At 62.2% G+C, this 19,889-nt stretch carries 20 protein-coding genes and 1 pseudogene; 12 read left to right on the top strand and 9 right to left on the bottom strand.

The annotated features are described in order from the left end of the window. Positions 1–98: 98 nt before the first annotated feature. The 5 genes from DT343_RS13310 (at position 99) to DT343_RS13330 (ending at position 5,270) form a co-directional block, all read left to right on the top strand. The gene (locus tag DT343_RS13310; RefSeq protein ID WP_220116717.1) at positions 99–788 is read left to right on the top strand and encodes an HNH endonuclease signature motif containing protein; all 690 of its coding nucleotides are present in this window, start codon (positions 99–101) and stop codon (positions 786–788) included. 167 nt (positions 789–955) lie between these two features. Next, positions 956–2,356, top strand: a complete 1,401-nt coding sequence (locus DT343_RS13315) for a DUF6035 family protein (RefSeq protein ID WP_112863242.1) — start codon at positions 956–958, stop codon at positions 2,354–2,356. A gap of 97 nt (positions 2,357–2,453) precedes the next feature. Continuing rightward, entirely contained in the window at positions 2,454–2,918 is a 465-nt protein-coding gene (locus DT343_RS13320; protein ID WP_112863243.1) for a DUF6932 family protein, read from the top strand. Further along, positions 2,918–4,177, top strand: coding sequence for an XRE family transcriptional regulator (locus DT343_RS13325; protein WP_112863244.1), 1,260 nt, complete (start codon positions 2,918–2,920; stop codon positions 4,175–4,177). Before DT343_RS13320 ends, DT343_RS13325 begins: the two co-directional genes overlap by 1 nt. Before the next feature lie 7 nt (positions 4,178–4,184). Next, positions 4,185–5,270: a beta family protein gene (locus DT343_RS13330; RefSeq protein WP_035306113.1), complete on the top strand. Its 1,086-nt coding sequence runs from the start codon at positions 4,185–4,187 to the stop codon at positions 5,268–5,270. Here the strand turns inward: DT343_RS13330 and DT343_RS17255 are convergent. Continuing rightward, complete coding sequence (locus DT343_RS17255) at positions 5,227–5,868, bottom strand: sce7726 family protein (protein WP_146756758.1); 642 nt, start codon at positions 5,866–5,868, stop codon at positions 5,227–5,229. The two genes, DT343_RS13330 and DT343_RS17255, sit on opposite strands and share 44 nt — an antisense overlap. A gap of 13 nt (positions 5,869–5,881) precedes the next feature. Between DT343_RS17255 and DT343_RS13335 the strand changes: the two genes are divergently transcribed. Genes DT343_RS13335 through DT343_RS13345 form a run of 3 tightly spaced genes read left to right on the top strand, consistent with a single transcriptional unit; the run spans position 5,882 to position 8,395 of the window. Further along, entirely contained in the window at positions 5,882–6,580 is a 699-nt protein-coding gene (locus DT343_RS13335) for a hypothetical protein (RefSeq protein ID WP_197019704.1), read from the top strand. Then, positions 6,577–7,344: a hypothetical protein gene (locus DT343_RS13340; protein WP_035306114.1), complete on the top strand. Its 768-nt coding sequence runs from the start codon at positions 6,577–6,579 to the stop codon at positions 7,342–7,344. Before DT343_RS13335 ends, DT343_RS13340 begins: the two co-directional genes overlap by 4 nt. A gap of 7 nt (positions 7,345–7,351) precedes the next feature. Next, positions 7,352–8,395 carry a hypothetical protein gene (locus DT343_RS13345; protein ID WP_112863820.1) on the top strand — a complete coding sequence of 348 codons (1,044 nt, stop codon included), beginning with the start codon at positions 7,352–7,354 and terminating at the stop codon, positions 8,393–8,395. Between the two features lie 71 nt (positions 8,396–8,466). Here the strand turns inward: DT343_RS13345 and DT343_RS13350 are convergent, their stop codons facing one another. From DT343_RS13350 to DT343_RS13380, 7 genes are all read right to left on the bottom strand, one after another. Then, positions 8,467–9,843: a hypothetical protein gene (locus tag DT343_RS13350; RefSeq protein WP_146756759.1), complete on the bottom strand. Its 1,377-nt coding sequence runs from the start codon at positions 9,841–9,843 to the stop codon at positions 8,467–8,469. A gap of 3 nt (positions 9,844–9,846) precedes the next feature. Beyond that, positions 9,847–10,698: a hypothetical protein gene (locus DT343_RS13355; RefSeq protein WP_112863245.1), complete on the bottom strand. Its 852-nt coding sequence runs from the start codon at positions 10,696–10,698 to the stop codon at positions 9,847–9,849. Continuing rightward, on the bottom strand, positions 10,695–11,693 hold the full coding sequence (locus DT343_RS13360; RefSeq protein WP_231492452.1) for a type II toxin-antitoxin system HipA family toxin: 999 nt from the start codon (positions 11,691–11,693) through the stop codon (positions 10,695–10,697). The genes DT343_RS13355 and DT343_RS13360 overlap by 4 nt, the downstream gene beginning before the upstream one ends. A 241-nt stretch (positions 11,694–11,934) precedes the next feature. Beyond that, positions 11,935–12,270 carry a helix-turn-helix domain-containing protein gene (locus DT343_RS13365; protein WP_035306118.1) on the bottom strand — a complete coding sequence of 112 codons (336 nt, stop codon included), beginning with the start codon at positions 12,268–12,270 and terminating at the stop codon, positions 11,935–11,937. 76 nt (positions 12,271–12,346) lie between these two features. After that, positions 12,347–12,898, bottom strand: a complete 552-nt coding sequence (locus DT343_RS13370) for a hypothetical protein (RefSeq protein WP_035306119.1) — start codon at positions 12,896–12,898, stop codon at positions 12,347–12,349. A 200-nt stretch (positions 12,899–13,098) separates the two neighbouring features. Next, entirely contained in the window at positions 13,099–14,031 is a 933-nt protein-coding gene (locus tag DT343_RS13375) for a hypothetical protein (protein ID WP_035306121.1), read from the bottom strand. A gap of 12 nt (positions 14,032–14,043) precedes the next feature. After that, on the bottom strand, positions 14,044–14,370 hold the full coding sequence (locus tag DT343_RS13380; RefSeq protein WP_112863246.1) for a hypothetical protein: 327 nt from the start codon (positions 14,368–14,370) through the stop codon (positions 14,044–14,046). Positions 14,371–14,619: 249 nt separating this feature from the next. On the opposite strand from DT343_RS13380, the pseudogene DT343_RS13385 reads away from it, so the two are divergent. From DT343_RS13385 to DT343_RS13395, 3 genes and pseudogenes are all read left to right on the top strand, one after another. Then, positions 14,620–15,389 (top strand): annotated as a pseudogene (locus DT343_RS13385) (IS5 family transposase). Between the two features lie 27 nt (positions 15,390–15,416). Further along, complete coding sequence (locus tag DT343_RS13390) at positions 15,417–16,289, top strand: DUF2726 domain-containing protein (protein WP_052004753.1); 873 nt, start codon at positions 15,417–15,419, stop codon at positions 16,287–16,289. Positions 16,290–16,313: 24 nt separating this feature from the next. Beyond that, positions 16,314–17,132 carry a hypothetical protein gene (locus DT343_RS13395; protein ID WP_052004755.1) on the top strand — a complete coding sequence of 273 codons (819 nt, stop codon included), beginning with the start codon at positions 16,314–16,316 and terminating at the stop codon, positions 17,130–17,132. 128 nt (positions 17,133–17,260) lie between these two features. Here the strand turns inward: DT343_RS13395 and DT343_RS13400 are convergent, their stop codons facing one another. Beyond that, on the bottom strand, positions 17,261–18,553 hold the full coding sequence (locus DT343_RS13400; protein WP_112863248.1) for a tyrosine-type recombinase/integrase: 1,293 nt from the start codon (positions 18,551–18,553) through the stop codon (positions 17,261–17,263). Positions 18,554–19,255: 702 nt separating this feature from the next. On the opposite strand from DT343_RS13400, the gene DT343_RS13405 reads away from it, so the two are divergent. Further along, positions 19,256–19,888, top strand: a complete 633-nt coding sequence (locus DT343_RS13405; RefSeq protein ID WP_112863249.1) for a helix-turn-helix domain-containing protein — start codon at positions 19,256–19,258, stop codon at positions 19,886–19,888. The last annotated feature ends 1 nt before the right edge of the window (position 19,889 follow it).

Genomic DNA, 19,889 nt, shown 5'->3' on the forward strand with positions numbered 1-19,889 from the left:
TTTGCCAGCGCGCGTCGCGCGAGATGAGGCCGTCGGAAACGACGATCAAAAGGCTCTTCGCGACGTCGGGGAATCTCTGCGCCTTTCCAAGGTGCGACTTGCCCATCGTCGAAGCCGTGGGGACGATCACCGGCGAGATCTGCCATATTCGGGCGCGAAATGAGGGCGGTCCCCGCTTCGACGTCACCCAGAGCGAGGACGAACGGCACGGCTTCGAAAACCTGGTTCTGCTATGCCGTCGACACCATAAAATGGTGGATGCCGAACCCGATGTGTATTCGGTAGAGGCGCTTGAGGAGATCAAGCGGATCCGAGAATGTGATATGGGACGGCCCGAACAGGCTGCCGATGCCTTCTACGCGAAGATCCTCCTCGGCGACCTTCGGCGCATCGAGGTGACCAACAATAGTGGCAACGTCGTCATCGACAGCCCCGGCGCGATCATAGCCAAAACCGTCAATGTGAAGACCACCCGTAACACGGTGACGATTCAGCCCGCGGCGGGCACTATCGGGGCCGATCTCAAGGCGAGCCGATATATTCAGCACCTGATCAGCCGATATAATGAATTCGCGAGCGTCGATAAATCGCGCGACACGAAATTCAGCTACGGCGCTATTTCCAGGAATATTGAAGCGAACTTCAGAGGCCCCTGGAGGATGCTGGCGATCGAGGACTTCGACGCCTTGTGCGTCTATCTCCAGCAGAGGATCAGCCGAACGCGCATCGCCAAGTCTAACGCGGCCAAAGGGTTGAAGGCCTTCTCCAGCTTCGAGGACTATACCTAAAGGGCGGGCTGAGCGACGATGCGGCACGGCGAGACGCATTGGCGCCGATGTGACCGCACCTCTGCCGGAGGCGGACTTTAGCTTTACCAGCCAACTCACTAAGTCACGACCGATACTGGCGCACCGACGGTGTGCAATCCTTCCTGATTCGGAGTTGTGGGACGGAAATGGCCCAGAAACCTCAGCGCATCATCGAGGTGGCGGTGATCGACAGGGTCGGTCCGATCACGGCCGAGCGGCTGATGGCGATGTCCGAGGCTGCGTGGGGCCTGCTGCGGCAACGCATTACCGACGCTCGGCGAGAACGGGATCACCGATCCATTGCCGCCTGTCTTCGTTGCGGCGGCGCCGTCTTCATCAAGGCGCGCGCCTTCCGTCAAAAGCGGCTTCCCTATTTCGCCCACTTCAAAAGCGCCGATGCCGCCTGTCCTTGGTTTACCGGCGATACCCAGGATCCCGATAGCCTGAAGGCGGGGCAGTACCACGGTCACCAGGAAAGCCCGGCGCACCGGCTGATCTGCGAGCAGATCGCCCAACTTGCCGAACAGGATCCAAGCTGCACGCTGGTGGCAGTAGACACCTATCTCGCGCCTACCGCGGGCGGCCATGGCCGATACCCAGACGTACTCGTGACGTATACCAACGGCCGCACGGTCGCCTTCGAGATCCAGCTGTCCAACACCTTTCAGACGGAGATTTCCGACCGGTCACTGCATTACAGGCGCGAAGGGGTCGGTTTGATCTGGGTGCTGTTGGGGCACGAACTCCAGTCGGGCGATCTGCCGCAGTCGTTCCGGGACGTAATCCTCCGCCATCGGGACAACGCCTTCGTCCTCGATCAGGCGGCCATAGAGGCGTCTCTAGCCGCTCGACGCCTGATGCTAACCTGCTTCCTGCGGAAGTCGGACGGCAGCTTCGGCGAAGAGAGACAGGTCGCCGTCAACGATCTCACCTTCCCTGAAACCGGGTGGCCCTACTACGAAGATCGGGTCACGCCGGGTTTGCTGGCGCGAGGGGAAGCCGTACGAGCGCCTTGGAAGGTGGCGCTGCAGGCCCGCACCGAATTCTCCTACTCGGAGCTCACGACGCCGGCGTTCATCGCGGCCAACAGCGATCTGTGTCGGCGCGTGCCCGGTCTGGCCGTTTGGCAACGCCAAAATCTCGACCCTTGGCAATTCCCGCACTTTATAGCGGTGCTGTTCTCCACCCTTCGCTACGCCGCAGGGGCGTTCAAGAACTACGCCTCCCGACAGCCAAACATCCAGGCGATGCTCAACAGCAAGTTGTCGGGACACCCCCTCATCCCCTTCGCGCCGGTTCTTCAAACGGTGCTGGCCCGAACCTCAGCCGGGGCCCTGCTCGAGGGCACCGTCGGCGTGCACCTCCAAAGGGCGCTCGAGCTGGGCGAGGGCAATCTGGTGCTGGAGGCGGATGCGATCTGGCCGGCGGTCCACACCTTGCTGCCAGAAATCTTCGACGGGGCGTTGCGGCTGCAACTGGAGACCTTGGGTGCCCTGCCGGCTTGGGCGAAGTCGAGCACCGACCATCTGGCTTATCCTTACGAATGATCCCACCAGCCTGAGCCAAGCGGGCTTCGCGATGTCCGTTCCGCGCATATCGTTCATCGGCTAGACAGGGCGCCAACACAACGATATTGTTGTGTGCATGATCCCTTCCCTTATTGATCCGGGCTTTGGCGCGCCTTGGGCGGTTCTCCCTCCGGGCGTCCACGAGACGACGTTGGAGGAGGCTGCCGCCCGGTTCGCCAGCACGCCGCACCGGCAGTGGCTATTCGGTGGCTTCCAACGGGCGGTGGAGGCGCTCCGGCTCGCCGGATGCCGTGCCGTCTACCTGGATGGCAGCTTCACCACCGCCAAACACCACCCCGGTGATTTCGACGGCTGCTGGGATCATGCGGGGATGGACTTTTCCTTGCTCGACCCCGTCCTCCAGAACTTCGCCGGCAAGCGCGAGGCTCAGAAAGCCAAATATCTCGGCGAGATGTTTCCGGCCTTCGCCCCGAATGGCGCGACGGGGACCTTCCTCGATTTTTTCCAGATCGAGAAACATTCGGGCCAGCCCAAAGGCATTTTGCGGCTGAAGCTCGCGACCTCGAAAGGGGCATTGTAATGATTACGAACGAAAGACAGTACCGGTCCACGCGCGCGGCGCTGGACCAGCTGAAAGCCTCGGCGGGCGCGCCGGCGGCCACCAACGTCGATCCCGCGTTCGCCGTCATCGCGCGCGGTGCGCTCCAAAGCCAAGTGGCGGAACTCGAAGCCGATGTCGCCCTTTACGAGGCCCTGAAGTCAGGAGCGCAGACGACGTTCTCGGCCGCACGCCTTGCCGATCTCCCCGAGACGCTCATCTGCGCACGGATCGCGAGAGGCATGAGCCAGAAGGATCTCGCGGATTTTCTGGGGCTGAAGGAACAACAGGTCCAGCGATACGAAGCCGAACGCTATCGATCCGCGAGCCTTGAGCGTTTGATCGAGGTCTCCGATGCGCTCGACGTGCGCATCGAGAACCGTGCGTCGCTCGCCGGGAACGGGAGCCTGGAGTCGGTCGATCCCACCGCCTGGCAGGCTTTCCCTCTGGCCGAGATGTACAAGCGCGGTTGGTTCGAAGACTTCTCCGGAACGCTGACGCAGGCGCGCAAGTCCGCCGACCACCTCGTGCCGGCCTTCCTGCGGAGTGGCTCGGCCCGATTCGTCCCTGCCGGCTTGCACCGGAAGTCTGTGCGGTCGAACGGCGCTGTGCACGAACCGGCGATCGCGGCATGGGAAGCGCGTGTGCGACAGCTGGCCGCCCGAAACCCGCCGACGGCAACCTTCGATCCCGCCTTGATCGATGATGCCTGGATCGCTGCCCTCGTCGCCCTGACCCTGGATGCCGACGGCCCACTGAAGGCCGTCGACCACCTGCGCCAGATCGGCATCGCCTTCGTTGTCGAACGGCATCTACCCGCAACCCTGCTGGACGGCGCAGCCATGGGCTCGTTCGACGGCTACGGGCTGATCGGCCTGACGCTCCGCCATGACCGGCTGGACAATTTCTGGTTCACGCTTTTGCACGAGATCGGACACCTCAAGCTCCACATCGGCCCGGAAGCCTTTGCCGCCATCTTCGACGACACGGAGAGCCCGTCGGACGAGCGCCACGAAGAGGAGGCAGACGGCTTTGCACGGAACGCGCTGCTGCCTGTGGCTCAATGGGATCTCGCGGTGTCACGGTTCTCGCGCACGGAGAAAGCAGTGCTGACTGACGCCAAACGCTTCGGCGTCGGCCCAGCGGTCATCGCCGGCCGGGTTCGTCGCGAGGCTGGCGACTACACTGTTCTCCGTTCTCTCGTCGGCGCCGGGGAAGTGCGCCGCCAATTTGGTCTTTGAGGTTCAAATGGCGATCGCCCCGACCCAGTATGTCCCCCTCCTGCGCTGGCGGATGGGCGAGTATCAGGCCCTGTTCAAACTCGCGGCCGGACTGAAGCCGGCGGTCGTTCCTCTAATCGAGGTCCTGCCGCCGGACTTCGATTTCGAGCAATGGCGGCCGAAGAAGGAGATCGACGACCACCTCGGTGGTTTCGCGGCCAAGCTGGAAAAGAAGTGGAGCGATCGTCCCGCGCTCATCGACGGCCGCCAGTTGGCCCCTGCGACCCGCATGGCGGACGGCCGGCACACGATGACGTTCCTGTTCGATGAGGCCCGCAAGCTTGGGGCCTCGTTGACGCCGGTCATCAACCTCGAGAGCGACGCTGCCTACCGGAAGGCGGTCCACGACATCGATGCTATCGACATGAACGGCGCGGTCCTGCGGTGCACGCTCGAGGAGGCGCTCGATCCAGACTTTGACGATCATGTTGATGCCTTGCTCAAAGCCTTGGCGATCGACATTGCCCAACTCGACATCGTACTGGATCTGGGGGCGCCAGCCTATTCGCCCCAAGGCCCGCTTGTGGGCGTCATACGCGCCGCCCTGAACGGCGCGAGAATGCTGTCCGCGCGTAGCGTTGTCGTTATGGCGGCGTCCTTCCCCGAGACGATGACCGAGCTCAAACTCCCGATCCAGACCGTGTCGCGCGAAGAGTGGCGGCTTTACGCAGCCTTGGTGACGGCCCAGTCGCCCCAGGAACGACGTCCGTCCTTTGGCGACTATGCGGTCGCGGCGGTTAAATTCGCCCAAGGGGATATGCGATTTATGCGGGGGTCCCCGAACGTACGCTATGCGGTGTCGGACGGCGGCTGGCTGGTCGCGCGCTCCAAACGCAAGAAGGGCGAGACTAACCAGGCCTACCCCGGCCTATGCGGTCTGATCCTAAGCTCGGGTCAGTACCACGGCGCAACGTTCTCGGAAGGCAGCGCCTATATCGAGGATTGTCACGCTGGCGCCGCCAAGCGCGGCAACCCCACGGTCTGGAAGTGGGTGGCGACCAACCACCATATCACTGTGGTCTTGGACGATCTCGCCAAACTGCCCGCGCCTTGAGCGTTTCCCTGACCCGCGCGCCTAGCACGCGTCGCGGCAAGGCGGAGGCGAGAATAGGATACAGAGCATCGCGAGGTGCTCTGAGCGTGCGCTCCGGGTGCCCGAGATCGCGTAGCATTTGAACGATCTCCGGGCGCCACAGCAAGCGCGCGAGTGTCACCGGATCGATAGAGCGGTTGACCTTTTCGTCACGGATTCGCCTAAGCGCGACTTCACCGTTGGCGCACCGTCGCGCTAGCACGACCCCCCACCAGTCGGGCACGAGGAGCCGAGCCGCGTCGAGGTGACGTTCGGCCACGATGAGAGAGGCCTTATCGACGACTTCGCCATAAGCGCTGACTTGGAACGGAAGGCGGGCCAGGGTATCCGCTTCGGCCTTGATCTCTAGCCCGCGGATGTGGCCGTTGATCACGGCGATATCGATCCGGCAGGATCCGTGATCGAGACCGAGTTCATCGATCACGAGCGTATCAGCGCTGCGCATCGCGGAGCCGAGCATACGTGCATAGACTGCACGCCGTACGTCTCCATCTTTGAACAGGGTTGCCATACCCCGGCATAGCTCTCGGGAATTGCTCAGGGCAAGCGGTTTGGCCATGCCAGCAAAGTCGTTGATCGACGCGACCGAACGAACTCAGGGCGACAAGGGGCGAAAAATGCTAGTCAAGGATCAGTTGCCGCGCATCTTCCAGGCCAACCTTGCGCGACTGTTTGAGCGGGTGGTCCAGCCCGCGATGGAGGCGCTGCCGGTTCATTCGTCGCTCGAAAGCGGCGAGGCGGCGACGATGGATCAATTTCTCGTTCGCGCTGCGGCCCAGGTCGACAACTACACCGCCAATGAGGCGGCGAAGGCGTTCACGCTGATCCTCGCTGCGACCTTCGAGCGTCAACTGAGTATATGGGCGCGAGCGGTCCATCGCGATGACGCGACGGACATGCCCAAGGCGCGGGGTTTCCGGGAGCTCCTGGCGATCTGCGCCGAGCGCGCCGGGATAGACGTCGGGCACGGCGGGTTGGGTGCTGATCTGACCGAGATGTTCGTGGTCGCCAACGTCGTGCGTCATGGCGAAGGTTCGTCGTGCGAAGAACTGAAGACGATCGCGCCGGCGCTATGGGACGAGGCCGCCAACGACTATCACGATCTCCTGGCAGGGCTGCCGATTGCGAGCGAACATCTCAGAATCCGCGCGAGCGACCTCGTTTGCTATATCCGGGCGACAACGCGTTTCTGGGGCTTGGCTGACACTCTTCCGATGGCGGTGATCGATCCGCCCTATCGGTTCGCGACAACGGGCGGGGAAACAACGTGACGGACGCCGACGAATTTGACGATCAGCCGCGTTATCGCGATGTCGCTGAGATCGGCACGAGTGAGCTCCACGAAGCGCTGATGAGCTTGGCCGGCTTTGCCGCCAACCCTTACCTAGCCATGCAGGCGAGCCAGCTTTGCCTCGTCGATAATTCGCTCAACGCGCTGGAGCACGAGGTCATGCGCCACCAGTTCGATGACGAGCCGCCGCGAGGGAAGATCGCGTTGCTGGGCGCGCTCTCGCCCATGTGGATCTACGCGGCCTACGAGCTGTTGCGGACATGGCGCCAGCGCTGTGAAGACGTCATCAAGCTCGCCGAGAATTCAGGAATCGGCCTCAAGGCCGCCCATCTCGAACGAGACCTAGGATACCGCCACTACGATCGCGAGCTGCGCGCGCAGCAACTGCGTGATGCCCAGGAGCGGCCCGAACTGGTTGAGCAGATGCGCCTCGACCTGCGGCGGACGGAGATGGGCTTCACTACGCTCGAATTCATCCGCGTCGCGCTCGCCAAGCACGAGGTGAGCAAGAAGGGGAACAAGAAGCCCATTGCGTTCGCGCCGGGCCTTGCCCGCCCCAACCGCTGGTGCGGCTCGATGGAGTATGAGCTGAGCAATGGCGGCGCGATCATCAGAAACGTCACGCGCCGCGACATTGCCGAAACCATTCGGTTCATCCCCGAGGCGGAAAATCCGAGCGACGCTGATCTGGTCGGCTTCCAAGCCTATATGAACCCGCCGGATGTCGAGCCGCCGGCGGGATGACGGGGTTGTGAGCGACCAGCCGCCGCCAGAGCGACCAAAGACCAAAGCCTTCGACCTGCTCGCGTCGGTAGCCGCATTTGCGCGCGAACACTGTATCGCGCTGAACGACCCGTCATTGGTCGAACGCTTTGTCGCCGACGCAACGCCAAAGCTGGAGGAGGCGTTGGCGGACCCGACGCTAATTCATGGCTCGCGAACCGAGCGCCTGTTTGAAGCAACGGTGCTTAGCCTGGGCCACTTTCGATTGCTCAAGACCGAGGATGTTGGCCGCGTCCATGCCGCCGACACCTGCCGCGCGCCGGATTTCCGTGTGGTTCTCGACGACGGCGAACAGTGGCTGGTCGAGGTCAAGAACGTCCGAAGCAAGGAGCCCTTCAAGCAGAAAACGCAGATGTCCGCGGCGTATCTGGCCTCGCTCCAGACCTACGCGGACATGGTTGGCGCGCCGTTGAAGCTGGCGATATTCTGGTCGCTCTGGAACATCTGGACGGTCATCTCTCCGGATCGCTTCCGCCGTCCGAACGGCGGTCTCCGCGTCACGATGAAGGATGCGGTGATCGCCAACGAGTCCGGAAGGCTCGGCGAGGTGATCATCATGACCAAGGCCCCGCTGCGCCTGGTGCTCGGGGCGTCGACCGATATGCCGCGTTCGCTGAGCGCGGAGGGGCTGGCCAACTTCATCATCGGGTCGGCGAAACTCTATAGCGGCGACGTCGAGCTGACGGATCCTAGGGACCGCAAGCTTGCGGAAGTGCTTCTGCTCTACGGGGAGTGGTCCATTGAGGGGCCGCTTGCAGTCACCGACGGCGGCGAGTTCGCGGGTGTCGAGTTTGTCGCGAACCCAGAGGAATCGTCCGATCAGGGCTGGGAAGGTATAGGCTGGGCCAGCCGCATTTTTAGCCGCTACTATGCTGCGCAGACGATAGACGGTGACCAGGTCATCCAGCTCCATGGAGAGGCGGCCCCGGAATGGTTCGCGCCACTTTCGGATTGGGATTTCAAGAACAGCAAGCTGCCGCTCTTGCTGGGGCGGGTTCAGGCGCCTGGATGACCAGGTGCGCGGCGATCCGGAGCTGCCTGTCTGATTCTGCTTCGTGCGTGGGCCTCCTGAGCGCCTGCGTTCTAATCCAGTTCGTCGTCGACCGGCTGTTCCAGCGGTGGCAGCACCCAGCCGTCGGACTGTAGGAAGGTGAGAACGTCTTCGTATTTGTCGGCACGGCGCACGCGGCGAACGTGTTGGTAGAATCGATTGCGCGCGTCAGGGGTCGGCCGATCAGCGGGCGCCGCGTCGCGGAGCACGCCGAGCAGAAGCGTATCCGTTTCGGACGCATCCCAGTTCTGCCCGTTGTCGATGATGGCATCGAGGAGTTGGTCAAGCTGTTGGCCGTTGAGGCGGCCGGCGAACGGCGTGATGAGATCGCTGAAGTTCACCTCTGATCCGCGCCAGCTGCCAGAAGCCTGATACAGATCGACCGCCCGAGGCCAGAGGTCGGCGAGCGGCTGAGAGGCGATTGCGGCGACCAAATTTTCCCGATTGAGGCCGGCGATCAGCGGCAGTAGCGCGGCGCGGAATTGTGGGACAGTCACGCCTGCCAGAATGCGGTAGTCAGCGAGCGCCGCGGGGTCGGCGTTGTCGATGGTCGCTTGAAGGGCCGTCCGAGTCGGCTCCTGAAGCTGCGGCCAGAAATCCGGAAAAGCGGCGATGAACGCGATGGCGCGAGGGCGGTTCGCCGGCTCGAGGTTGTCTATGAGCCTGACGATCGCCAGCGATATATCCGGCCAGGCCTCAGCGGCGCGTTCGCGCACCGCGACCAGCGAGGGGATTATCTTGCGATGGAGCGGCTCCCATTGCGCGGGCACGCCCTTGAGAATGGATTTTGCGAGCACCGTGCCGAAGTTGCGGACGTTCTGAGCGCGGACGCGCGCCAGGTAGCGCTGGTCGACATAGTCCAGGATGCGCGCGTATTCCGTTGGAAAGCCGGGCGACTGCACGTCGATGTCGTACAGCTCGAAGATCGCTTTGCCTTGCAAGGGCTCCTGCGACAGAACAAGATCGACCGCATTGACGAGGTGAAGCCGCACCAGCTCGGGCGACGGCGCGAAGAGATCCGCCTCGGCCGAGAAGGCCGGGTGCGCGCAAAGATGTCTATCTTCGCGCAGGCGCTCCAGATGCGTTCGGGCGATGCGATTGACGACCTGAGTGTTGGCCGTTGCGTCTTCGAGGATGCCTCCCTCAAGCTGAAGCAGCTTGGGGATATCGCCTGTGACGGTCGCGTTGTCCCACGCCTGAAGAAATGCCGTGGCGGCCGCATCGCCCATAGCGCTCAGCTCGCGATACTTGGCGATCAGGTCGTAGACCAGGGCGACCCAGGCTGAGGTGAGTGCGCCACGCAGCGCGCCGGCCTTGTAGGCTTTCACCGCATCAAGAAAATACACCTTCGACTGCGGATGCCGAATTCGGGTGATGAGGATGTCGAGATCAACAAATCCAGTGTCCACGGTTCAGACCCCTCCAATTATGTGTCGGTCCCCGCCGAGCGGGATGATCCAGCCACCAGCGCGGTCCGGTCGGGCGACCGCGAGCGGTCGCGGAAAGGTCTGGCGTGTGAGCGTGCGCAGCGCCTGTGCGAGTTCGGCATGGCCAAGGGGCTCGATCAGGTTGGCGACATGCAGGCGGAGCAGCCCGATGAACGGGGCGTCCTTGTCTTGCGGATCAATGGGAACGCCCTCGTCGATGGGATCGCGAACCGACAGGTGAGCATCAGCGGGATTGGAATTGGCCACGCCCCAACGGGTGGCGACCGCGATCCGCTTTACGGTGACCTTTTGGCCTTTGACCGTCACGTCGATGCGCCCGGCTTGTGTCCAGGCGCGCGCGAGTGCTTTCGCGGGGCCTCCCGGGTCGTGACAGCTCTTGGCCTCCGCGATCGTGAGCGAGGTCAGATCGGATTTGCATGCGATCCAGTCAGGGAGGTCGCCTCGGGCGAGGCGCTTGATCCTGGCCTGCTTGCGGCGATCGAGATCGATCACTTGGTTGCCGAGATGGGCGAAAACGGAGAGGTCAAAATATCGTTCGAGATAAGCGCGGGCGACGAACCGCCCGAACAGGCCCGACAACGCGACCTTCACTTCGCGCGTCTGGCCCAGCGGCTGCCTGAAGAGGAAGGATGTGCCCGCGCCGGTCGGGGCGAGGAGAGCATCCAGGATCGACCAGGCGCCATAGGCTGCGCCCGGCGTCTGGAGCACTTCGCGGATGCCGGCGTCTTCGATGTCGGAGACGTCCAGCGCGATGGTCGCGCCCGGGAACGGGTCCAGTGATGGCGGCGTGAAGTTGTAGATGAAGGTTCGGGTCATAGCGCCAGCGCCCGCTTGAGATCATCGTGCTCGAAGGCGCTGGCCATCCGGGTAATTTCGGCGGAGCGGGCGCCGACGGCCTTGGCGGTGTCACGCCACGTCGCGGTCACGGTCGCGACCTCTTTGATGATGGCGCGGGCCTGCTGCAGCGTGAGGCCGAAGAACTCCGAAGCCGCCTCAAGCAGGTCGAGCGAGCAGGTGCCCTCATCGAGGTCGATGTTGGTCGTCAGCACACGCGCCTTGAGGTCGGTGGGCACAGGGTTGAGGTCGTAAGCGGGAGAGAGGGACCATCCCGTCTTGCCGAGCCAAAGGAAGCCATGGTTGCGCAGGTGATCATCGACATTGGAAATCAGCACGTTGAGGACGACCCGCCGATAGAGGGCATGAGCGTCGGTCTTCCCCTGAGCGCCATGTTGCGTAAGCGCGTCGACGATCTCCGGGTAGCTGCCGCGCTCGCCGTCCTTGGCGCCCATCATCGCCATGGCTGACAGGAAAGGCGTGCGGATCGGGCCGGCGCGATCGAAGCGCCGCGACAGCATCACCGCCTTGCCGGCGACCTCAATGAGTTCATGGTGAGGGGTGGTGATGCCCGCCTGGCCAGCCAGTCGGAGCGCGATCTCTTCCCACGTCTCTATGCTGTATTCGTCGGTCTCCTTCGGAAATTTGGCGATGGAGAGGTGTCCGTGCTGGTCGATGACCGACGCTTTGGGCCGGGCCCCGCCCAGGGAAGAGCCGGGGGCGAAGATGAGTTGAAGGTCCTCGTCCGTTTCCTCGTCGCGGAGGACCCGTTCGGTGATCTGGAGCAGCCGCCCGAGTTCGATCAGGGCGGGGACGCCGGCGCGGATCGGGGCCTGGAACATATCTTCGCCCGCCCAACGAAATCTGAGGGCCCCCAGGCGGGTCTCGTCGGCGACGCCGAGCAGGTAATCGCTTTCCGCAAGGGTGCGAACGGCGCGGCCTTCGCGTTCGGCAAGGCGGCGTTCGGCCCGTTGCATAAGACGTCGCCCCCATGTGTCGGGCGCTGAGTCTCCGATGGAGCCGAAAGTCGCCAGTCCGGCAGGAGGGGCGAAGGCACCGCGGGTCAGGGCAAGGGCAGGCTCTAGCGAGAACCGGTCTGGATCGGCGAGCCACGCGCCATCATATTCGAAAAGGATGGTCTCCGTGCCTCGAACGCGATTGCTCCTCGCCAGGCCGATAGGGCGCGTGCGTCCATCCAGGTCGAGATGTACCTCAAAGTCAGTCATCGCGAGATGATCCGCCTGTTCGCTTGAGATGGACGCGCTTGGGCAGTTCCGCGCTGGCCAGCGCTTGTCCGACCGGGTCGTTGCCGATGTCGGCGATCTGGCCCAGACCGTCGAGCAGGCCGAGCGCCTGAAGGACGCCAGCATAGATGCCGATGCTGACATTGGTGTCGCCAGCCTCGATCTTCTGCAGGGTCGAACGGGACGTGAAGGCGCGCTCCGCGACGACGGCCATTGGCAGCCGCCGACGCCGACGGGCGTCGTGGATGTCCGCGCCGAGCTTTCGCATGACGCGCCGCACGGCGGCGGGAGGCGTATGTGGTGTAGGCATTTGACACCTTCGCACTACGGATTGGCCTAATATGTAGTACGAAGCTTACAATTTATCTACCCCTCGCAGAGAGCGCCTAGCGGGCTTGCTTAACTGCTTTCATGATGCTCAAGGCGACCGAGAGGCTCAGACCCATGTCCAGGCACAACTTGAAGAACTCTTCCGAAGCCTGATGGGCCTCCAGACCGTATTGACGCACGAGTTTGCGGGCGTGTTTGCCAAGCGGGATAGCGTCGCTGAGCGAGACCCACTCGGGATTGCCGGCTTGTTCCTCGAAATCGAGAATAAGCGCTTCCGGCAAGTCGGCGCCGAGCAATATGTAGCGAAGGTGCTTGATGAAATTCGGGTGCGTATAGATGTCTTCGCCCCGGCAGTTATTGCGTTCGAACCCGCCCTTTCTCGACGCTTTGATCCGGCCGGGATTGTATTCGACATCGTTCCAGTAGCGGACCCTCTGGGGCGGCACGCCGTCTCGCTCGCTGAGCGAAGCCAGGAGGGCGAGAATGGGTTCGGCATTCGCGTTGTAGGCGGCATGGGCTTCATCGTGATTGCGATGAGACAGGCGCAGGTCGATCTTGGAGACCAGCGCTTCTTCGGCCTCGGTTAGGGCTATGCGGTACTTATCCATGCGATCCTTTCATCTGTCTTCAGCAGGGGATGACCAAACAATGCCGCCAAGGCTGATGGCAGCGAAACCGGCGGTGCAGGCGCCCGCACGTCAGAATGTCACGAGATAGGCGGGGTAGAACAACTCAACGGGCCCAAGCACATGCCTGTCCTTGAGGACGCTGGCGCGCCCTGCGCGTACTTCAGGGCCGCACGGCTTTTTCACCAGGAATGTTGCGGGAGCGGTGCAAGGTCAGCGGCAAGGAGCAATCGATTCAAGGTTGTGACCACGCGACGCCGCTTGTCTTCCAAAGCCTGTTGAACCGCGAAGTTCGGGATCATCAGCCAGTCATTGTGCTGGCTTACATCGCCGTTTCGCTCGGCTCTCAGCAAGGTGGTCCTGAAGTCGTTCAGCTCACCGGCGAGAGCCTCAGCTCCAAGACGAAGATCGTCATCGTTGAGCGTGCGAACCCCACCAATAGCCCGTTGCACCCGTCTCCCCTCCCTGTCGAGAAGATCACCGGTCGCGAGAAGGCGCTGAGTGTCGATTAGGGCCTGTTTGAAATTGTCGGCATGCTCGCAGCTCAACGGGTCGCGAAACGCAGGACGATCAAAAGCGACCGCGAAAAGCCCGAGCAGTTTCTGATCGCGCTCGGGCGCCGTGAGCCCCTGGGCGACGGTCCGATAATATTCATCCTGCAGCCGTGCATCGCGATTCAGGACCGCGTCATAGTCGCCCCAGGACCAGGTCAGGACACCGAACTTTCCAACCTTCTTGCGGGCAGCCGCCATGGCGGCCGCCTTGTTCTGGATTGCCCGGTCCGGCTTGGCCGTCGTCGCGAGAATAAACAGGTCCAGTTTCGCCGGATGGCTCTCGGCGCGCCGGACAGCGTCCGTCAACGCCTTGACCGTGATGGCCCCGCCAGCCAGAAGCACATTGTCCGCGTCGCGCTCATCGCGCTGTTTGCACTGGATGCCGATTGTGCGGCCATCTTCCGCCTGAACGAGCACGTCGAGTCCGTTCTGGCTCTGGCCCTGCCGCCCGACCTTCTGCGGCGTCGGGTCGCCGAACACGACACGGGCCGCGCCTACGGTCAGGTCTTCGAACTGCTGCCAATAGGCGGGCGGAGCGTGCCCCTGTGTAAGATCAGGCATGGGGCGTCCTTATCAGAGCAAGCGGGCGATGTTTGCGACGTAGCCGCCCAGAGAGGTTGGCTGCGTGACCTTGCCCCAGTACCGGGCGCTCGCGCTTGACACCTTTCGGAGGATCAGGAGGTCGAGATCAGAATCGAGGCCGGCGACCACCGCCTTGCCGACCACGTCGATGTCATCATCGGCTTCGAACAGAATGAACGAGGTCGTCTCGTCCCAGTAGCCCGAGTCGAAGACCTGGACGGCCGCATAGATCGACTGGCGGCGAAGAGACTCGACGCCTTTCGCTGCAGAACGTTCAGTCGCGACCATGAAGCTCAGCCAATAGTTTGCAGTGGCCATGTGCGGCACCCCCATCCCGTCGAAAACTCGACCATCGGAGATATGGATACGGCAAAGCTAGGCCGCAATCGCGGGTGGCCGTATCGCGCGACTACCGCGCAACGGTCGCGCACAGGAGGATCAATCCCTTTGTGCGGTTCGCCCTATGTTCTCGCCGTGCTAGGTAGTGTGGACAAAGTGGATTCCCAAATCACCAGATGACTGATTCAAGGCTGCTCTTTGCGGAGAGTGGCGTTGGTTCGTGGTTTGATGTCGGACGAGGAATGGGCGTTCTTCGAGCCGTTCGTTGTCGAGAAGGGGCCGAGACGGGGGCGGCGTCCTCGTGATCACCGACGGGTGCTGGACGGAGTGTTCTGGATCGCTCGGACAGGCACGGCCTGGCGTGACCTGCACAGCCATTTCGGCGAGTGGAACTCGGTCTATCGGCAGTTCCGGCGCTGGACGCTGGCGGGGACCTGGGAGGTGATGCTGGAGGCGCTGAACGAGGCCGGCGCAGGGCATGGCAGCGTCCAGATGATCGATTCCACCATCATCCGCGCCCATCAGCACGCCGCCGGCGCGCTAAAAAAGGGGATGAGGACCAGGGTCTTGGCCGCTCTCGCGGTGGCTTCTCGACCAAGATCCATCTCCGCAGCAACGCTTTGGGCCTCCCTGTTGCGGTCACGCTGAGCGGCGGTCAGGTCTCCGATGTGAAGGGCTATGCGCCGGTCATGGACGAACCCGGCCCACAGCCTCGCGTGCTGCTCGCCGACAAGGGATACGACGCCGACTTCATCCTGGCCGACCTTGACGCCAGGGATGTCGTCGCCGTCATTCCCGCAAGGCGGAACCGCAAGGTTCAGCCCGTCATCGACGGTCATATCTACGCCCTGAGGAACCTCGTTGAGCGCTGCTTCTCAAGGCTCAAACACAGCCGCCGACTGGCGACCCGATACGACAAGACCGCCGACAGCTTCCTCGGTTTCGTCCTCGTCGCTTCAATCCGCCTGTGGGTCAGGCACTTTGTCCACACCACCTAGGGCTGACGCGTCAACCCGGAGCCGGCCGTGAAACGCCTTTTCGATCATTACGAGCAGATGACCCACAACGCGGTCAAGCCGGTCGCCGACCGATTCGGCCTGTCCATTTTTCCGAAAGTTCGGGTCGCGGACGTGATTGATCCCGACGAGGTCGGGGCAACCGGCGACCTCAAGACCTACGCGCTAAAAGCGCACTTCGATTTTGTGATCTGTCGCAATGACTGTGACCCGGTCTACGCGATCGAGTTCGACGGAGCGTCGCACCGAAGTGTCCGCCAGCGGGAGCGAGACGCCAAGAAGGACGAGCTCTGCAAGCGAGATAACCTGCCGATCCTTCGGATTCACAGCGAGCATCTAACTACTGGCTACAGCCATCTCACTTTGCTTGGCTGGCTGGTCGAAGTGGCCGAGATGAAGGTGGCGTTCGACGCGGAGCAAGAAGCAGGGCGGATTTCTTGGGAAGAGGATTTCGACCCGTTTTTCCTTATGAGCATTGAGCCGGGCGAGCCGAAGTTTCCTTACTGGATCTCCGGGTTGCCGCGGGTGCGCATCGAGCGGCTGCACAAGCGCGGCCTGATCCACCATCCGTGCGGATCCGGCTTCTTTGGTCTGACGGACGACAAGCTTTATCGAGGCGCAGAACTGATCGCCGTCACCCCGACGGTCGGAATCCTGCTCAAGGGCGCGATGCGCGATCAGAACTTCCCGGCGCCCTTTGGCGACCTCCTGAGTGAAATTCTGTCCGTCAAGTTGGCCGACCGTGTCCAGCACTGGGTTCAGAGCGGCGAGGGCGGCAAACCGATGGAGGCTGTTTATGCGGAAGCCCGCGACCTGATGGGGGGCCTCCAGCTCCGAGGGAGTCATTCCTGCGGCGACGTCACAGATCGGTGGCACCTGTGACATTGTTTTCCGGAAAGGGCGAGCATGCAGTTCCGTCATGAGGCCCGTCAGGCACTTGCGCGGGCGAAGGCGCTGCTGGCCCAAGGTGACGACCAGGCGCTACGCTATGCCGCCTTGGAACTGCGCCTGACGCTCGAGGCGATCGCTTACGACCGGCTGCACGACTACAGGCGGGATGTCCCGCCCAGCGTCTATGAGACGTGGCAGCCACCTAAGGTTCTGAGGCTGCTTCTTGAAATCGACCCTCGGGCCGATACTCCACAGACCGTCAAGATCGCCCGCAACCTGGCTCCCGGAGTGGATGACGCGCGCGCCGCTGTCTTCTTCGAGCAGCCCATCCGCCAAGCGACGTTGAAGGACAATTACGGCGCCATTGGGAGCTACCTACACTTCCCGACCCTGAAGCAGCTAAATGAAAAGGGCGGCCCCGATTTCGAAAAGTTGCGGCGGCGATGCGAAGCCTTGGTTGAGGAACTCGATCCTGTCGTCACGCCAGCGAAGACCTCCTTCATTATGGGGACCTTCTCTCACTGCCCGTGCTTCAGATGTGGCGAGGACATGCGCAAACGCTTGCCGCGCGACGAAGCAGGTCAGTTTCCTGCAAAATGCGTAGCCTGCGGCGCTGACCATCTCGTCTTCTTCGAGGAGGACGGGGAGGGAAAATGGACAACGAAAGCCTTTCCAGCGCCATGCGCACACGAGAATTGCGACGGTATCCATCGGATTTTTCCCGACGAGATCCGCCAGGGTTTCCAATGGACCTGTGACGCGTGCGGCCGCGATAGCGTGTTCGACTTCGCGATATGCCCAGTTCTTCCGCCCGAGACATCCAGCCAATGCTGAAGGGTCGGATTGATCGAAATTGCAGGTTTATTGGTCGGCCTATTGGGGCGCCCTGAGTGTCGTAACTTGCGGCCTGTCAAACTCGGATTGGATCCTTATGGCATACCTGCCCATCAGAGAGACGCTTGCTAAGTCACCTTAGGACTGAAGCGCTCGCCAATCCGTTCCGCAAGCGCCCGAACTGGGTCATCGCTCAAATGGGCGTACCGTTCTGTAGCGCGGCTGTTGGCGTGTCCCAGCGCCTTGCCGATCATCGGGAGGCTGGCCCCGTCGGCCAAGGCGAAGCTTGCGAAACTGTGGCGCAGGTCGTGGATGCGCACGCCTTCCAGCTTGGCTTTGGGGAGCACCTTGTCGCGCCAGATCTTGGACTCGGACGTCGCATATCCGTTGTCGCCCTTGGTGGCCGGGAAGACGAACTGGCTTCGCCCGCGCGTCTTGTAGAGACGCTGCAGGATTCCGAAGGCCATGTCGTTGAGCGAGATCCGACGATCCCCCGTGCGCCCACCGGCCTTGGTGCGGCTCGGCGGCAGCACGAGCCGGCGCCGGTCGAAGTCGACCTCCGTCCAGCGCAGACCAGCGATCTCGTTGCGCCGCGCACCCGTCAGAAGCAGAAGCCGATAGACCGCGCCCTGCCGTTCGGAGATCGTCGCATCCGCTTCCAGAGCGTCGAGCGCGGCGATCAGGTCCTGGGCCTGGGACTCGGACAGGAAGCGCTCGACCGCCGGTCGGCGCTTGCGTTCGACCTTCGCGCAGGGGTTCGGGCCGGCGAAATGGCCCTTATCGATCGCCCAGTTGAAGGTCGCCCGCAGGGTGGAATAGGTGCGGTCAGCGATGCCTGCTCCGCCCTTCACGATGGATCGACCACGAAATTTGGTCTTTACATCCTTGGCGGTCTTCCCGGCCGTGATCGATCGGATCATCCCGGTGATGTGGTCGCGGGTGACCGTATCAAGCGCCATCTTCCCAAGCAGGGGCACGACGTGGCGCTCGAGGTTGGTCCGGTCCATGGCCCATGACGAATCCCGTTTGGTCGGTTTGTCGTCCGGCCCTTTCTCCAGATACAACTCGACCAGGCCTTTGACGGTGAGGCCCTCGATGCGCCTGCGGGCTTCTCCGGGATCGATGCCGCGCCGCGCATCGACCACCACCGACGCCGCCTCCTTGCGAGCCCGATCCGCCGTGAGCTTGTCCGGCCCATCCCCATGCTCGCCAAGCGTCAGCCAGCGCTGGATCCCGCGGACCCGATATTTGATGGCGAACATCCTTCGGACAGGCTTGGCGGCATGGCCCTGTCGGGTTTCGGTCCCGGGATAGATCCGGAGGCAGAAGCCTGCGATCTCGCTGTCCCAAATTCGACCCTCGCCGCTCTCCGGAACGGGCGCGCTCTCAACCACGCGCTTGGTGAGTTTTTGCTTCGTCATGGCGATGGAAATCTACGCTCATTTCCGAGCCACCGCTACCACTCCGCTACCAACTCAAGTGAAACCGGGCGAAACGCTCCGTAACCGGATAAACAAGAAAACCTAGTTAAAACAACATACAAAACTGATTTTTGGAACGTGCTGAAAAGCCCGGAAATGCTGATCCCCAACCTTGCCAAGGTTGGGGTCGAGAGTTCGAATCTCTTCGCCCGCTCCAGTCGAGGCCAATAAAATCAGGGGCTTGTCGTTTTACGGCAAGCCCCGATTTTTTTCCCAAATCATCCGGTCATCACATGGTCATCAGATTGACGAGCGCATGAGGTCTGACGTGCGTGCCAAAATGTCCCGGCTTGAAGCGGACTTCGGTTGCTGAATCACGGGTTCGGTGCTGCCAGATCTCTAAGCGTGCTGCTTTGGCCTCTGATATCCGAACTTAGATTCGCGGCTGGGATGTCCGAAATTTGTATACAAGTTTCGGACATGCTCGATTTTTTCCCTCACTCAGCGCCTTGGTTTGAGGCTTGGTGAGGCGAAGCTGGTGCTGATCGGCAAATTGCTTGGAAACGAGCTTGTGGTGAGAACACGCCAATATGGGTCCTTTGAGATAGGCGCAGCATCCTGATACATAATTAGATATCTAAAGAGGTATTTGATGCTTGATTATATATCGTCTCTCGACCGAGGTTAGGTGGATGATGTATAATGATGTATCAGATGGGTCTAATGATGCAGAATAAGACATCAAAACGATATAGCTTGGAAGCGCTAACGGAAGCGATCCGTCAAGCGCGCCTGGCCAAAGGCTGGAGTCAGCGCGACCTCAGCGCCCGTGCGCATCTAACCCAGGCGCAAATCTCCCGGATTGAAAACGGAGAGGTGGATCTGCAGGTATCGACCCTGATCGAACTGGCGCGCTCGCTCGATCTCGATCTTCAACTCGTCCCGAGATCCGCGCTTGTCGCCGTTGAGGCGGCGGTTCGCTCGGCCGAAGAGCGGTTGGACGAGAGATCGGCCAGAAAGCTTTTGGCGGCCTTGCGTACCTTGGCCGAACGGGCCCAACAGGTCGCACCTGGGCGCGAAGACATCGCCTCCATCGCTTCCAGCCTTCAAGACCTGGAGCCGCTCGCGCCGGCTTTGCGCGGGGCCGTCCGCACGGCCGACCTGGAACGGCTGAGGATCAACCTAGAAGGCTTCCTGAACTATCCCCCGGCCGAACGCCCCAGGCACGCGCAGACCTACAGGGACGCTGCGGCATGGCTGAAGCAACTCAGAAATATCCTGATGCACGCGCCTCGTACGGAGCGTCCCGCCTACAGCCTTGATGACGAGGACTAAC

The organism is Brevundimonas vesicularis (assembly GCF_900445985.1).
In the GTDB taxonomy this organism is placed as follows: Bacteria; Pseudomonadota; Alphaproteobacteria; order Caulobacterales; family Caulobacteraceae; genus Brevundimonas; species Brevundimonas vesicularis_D.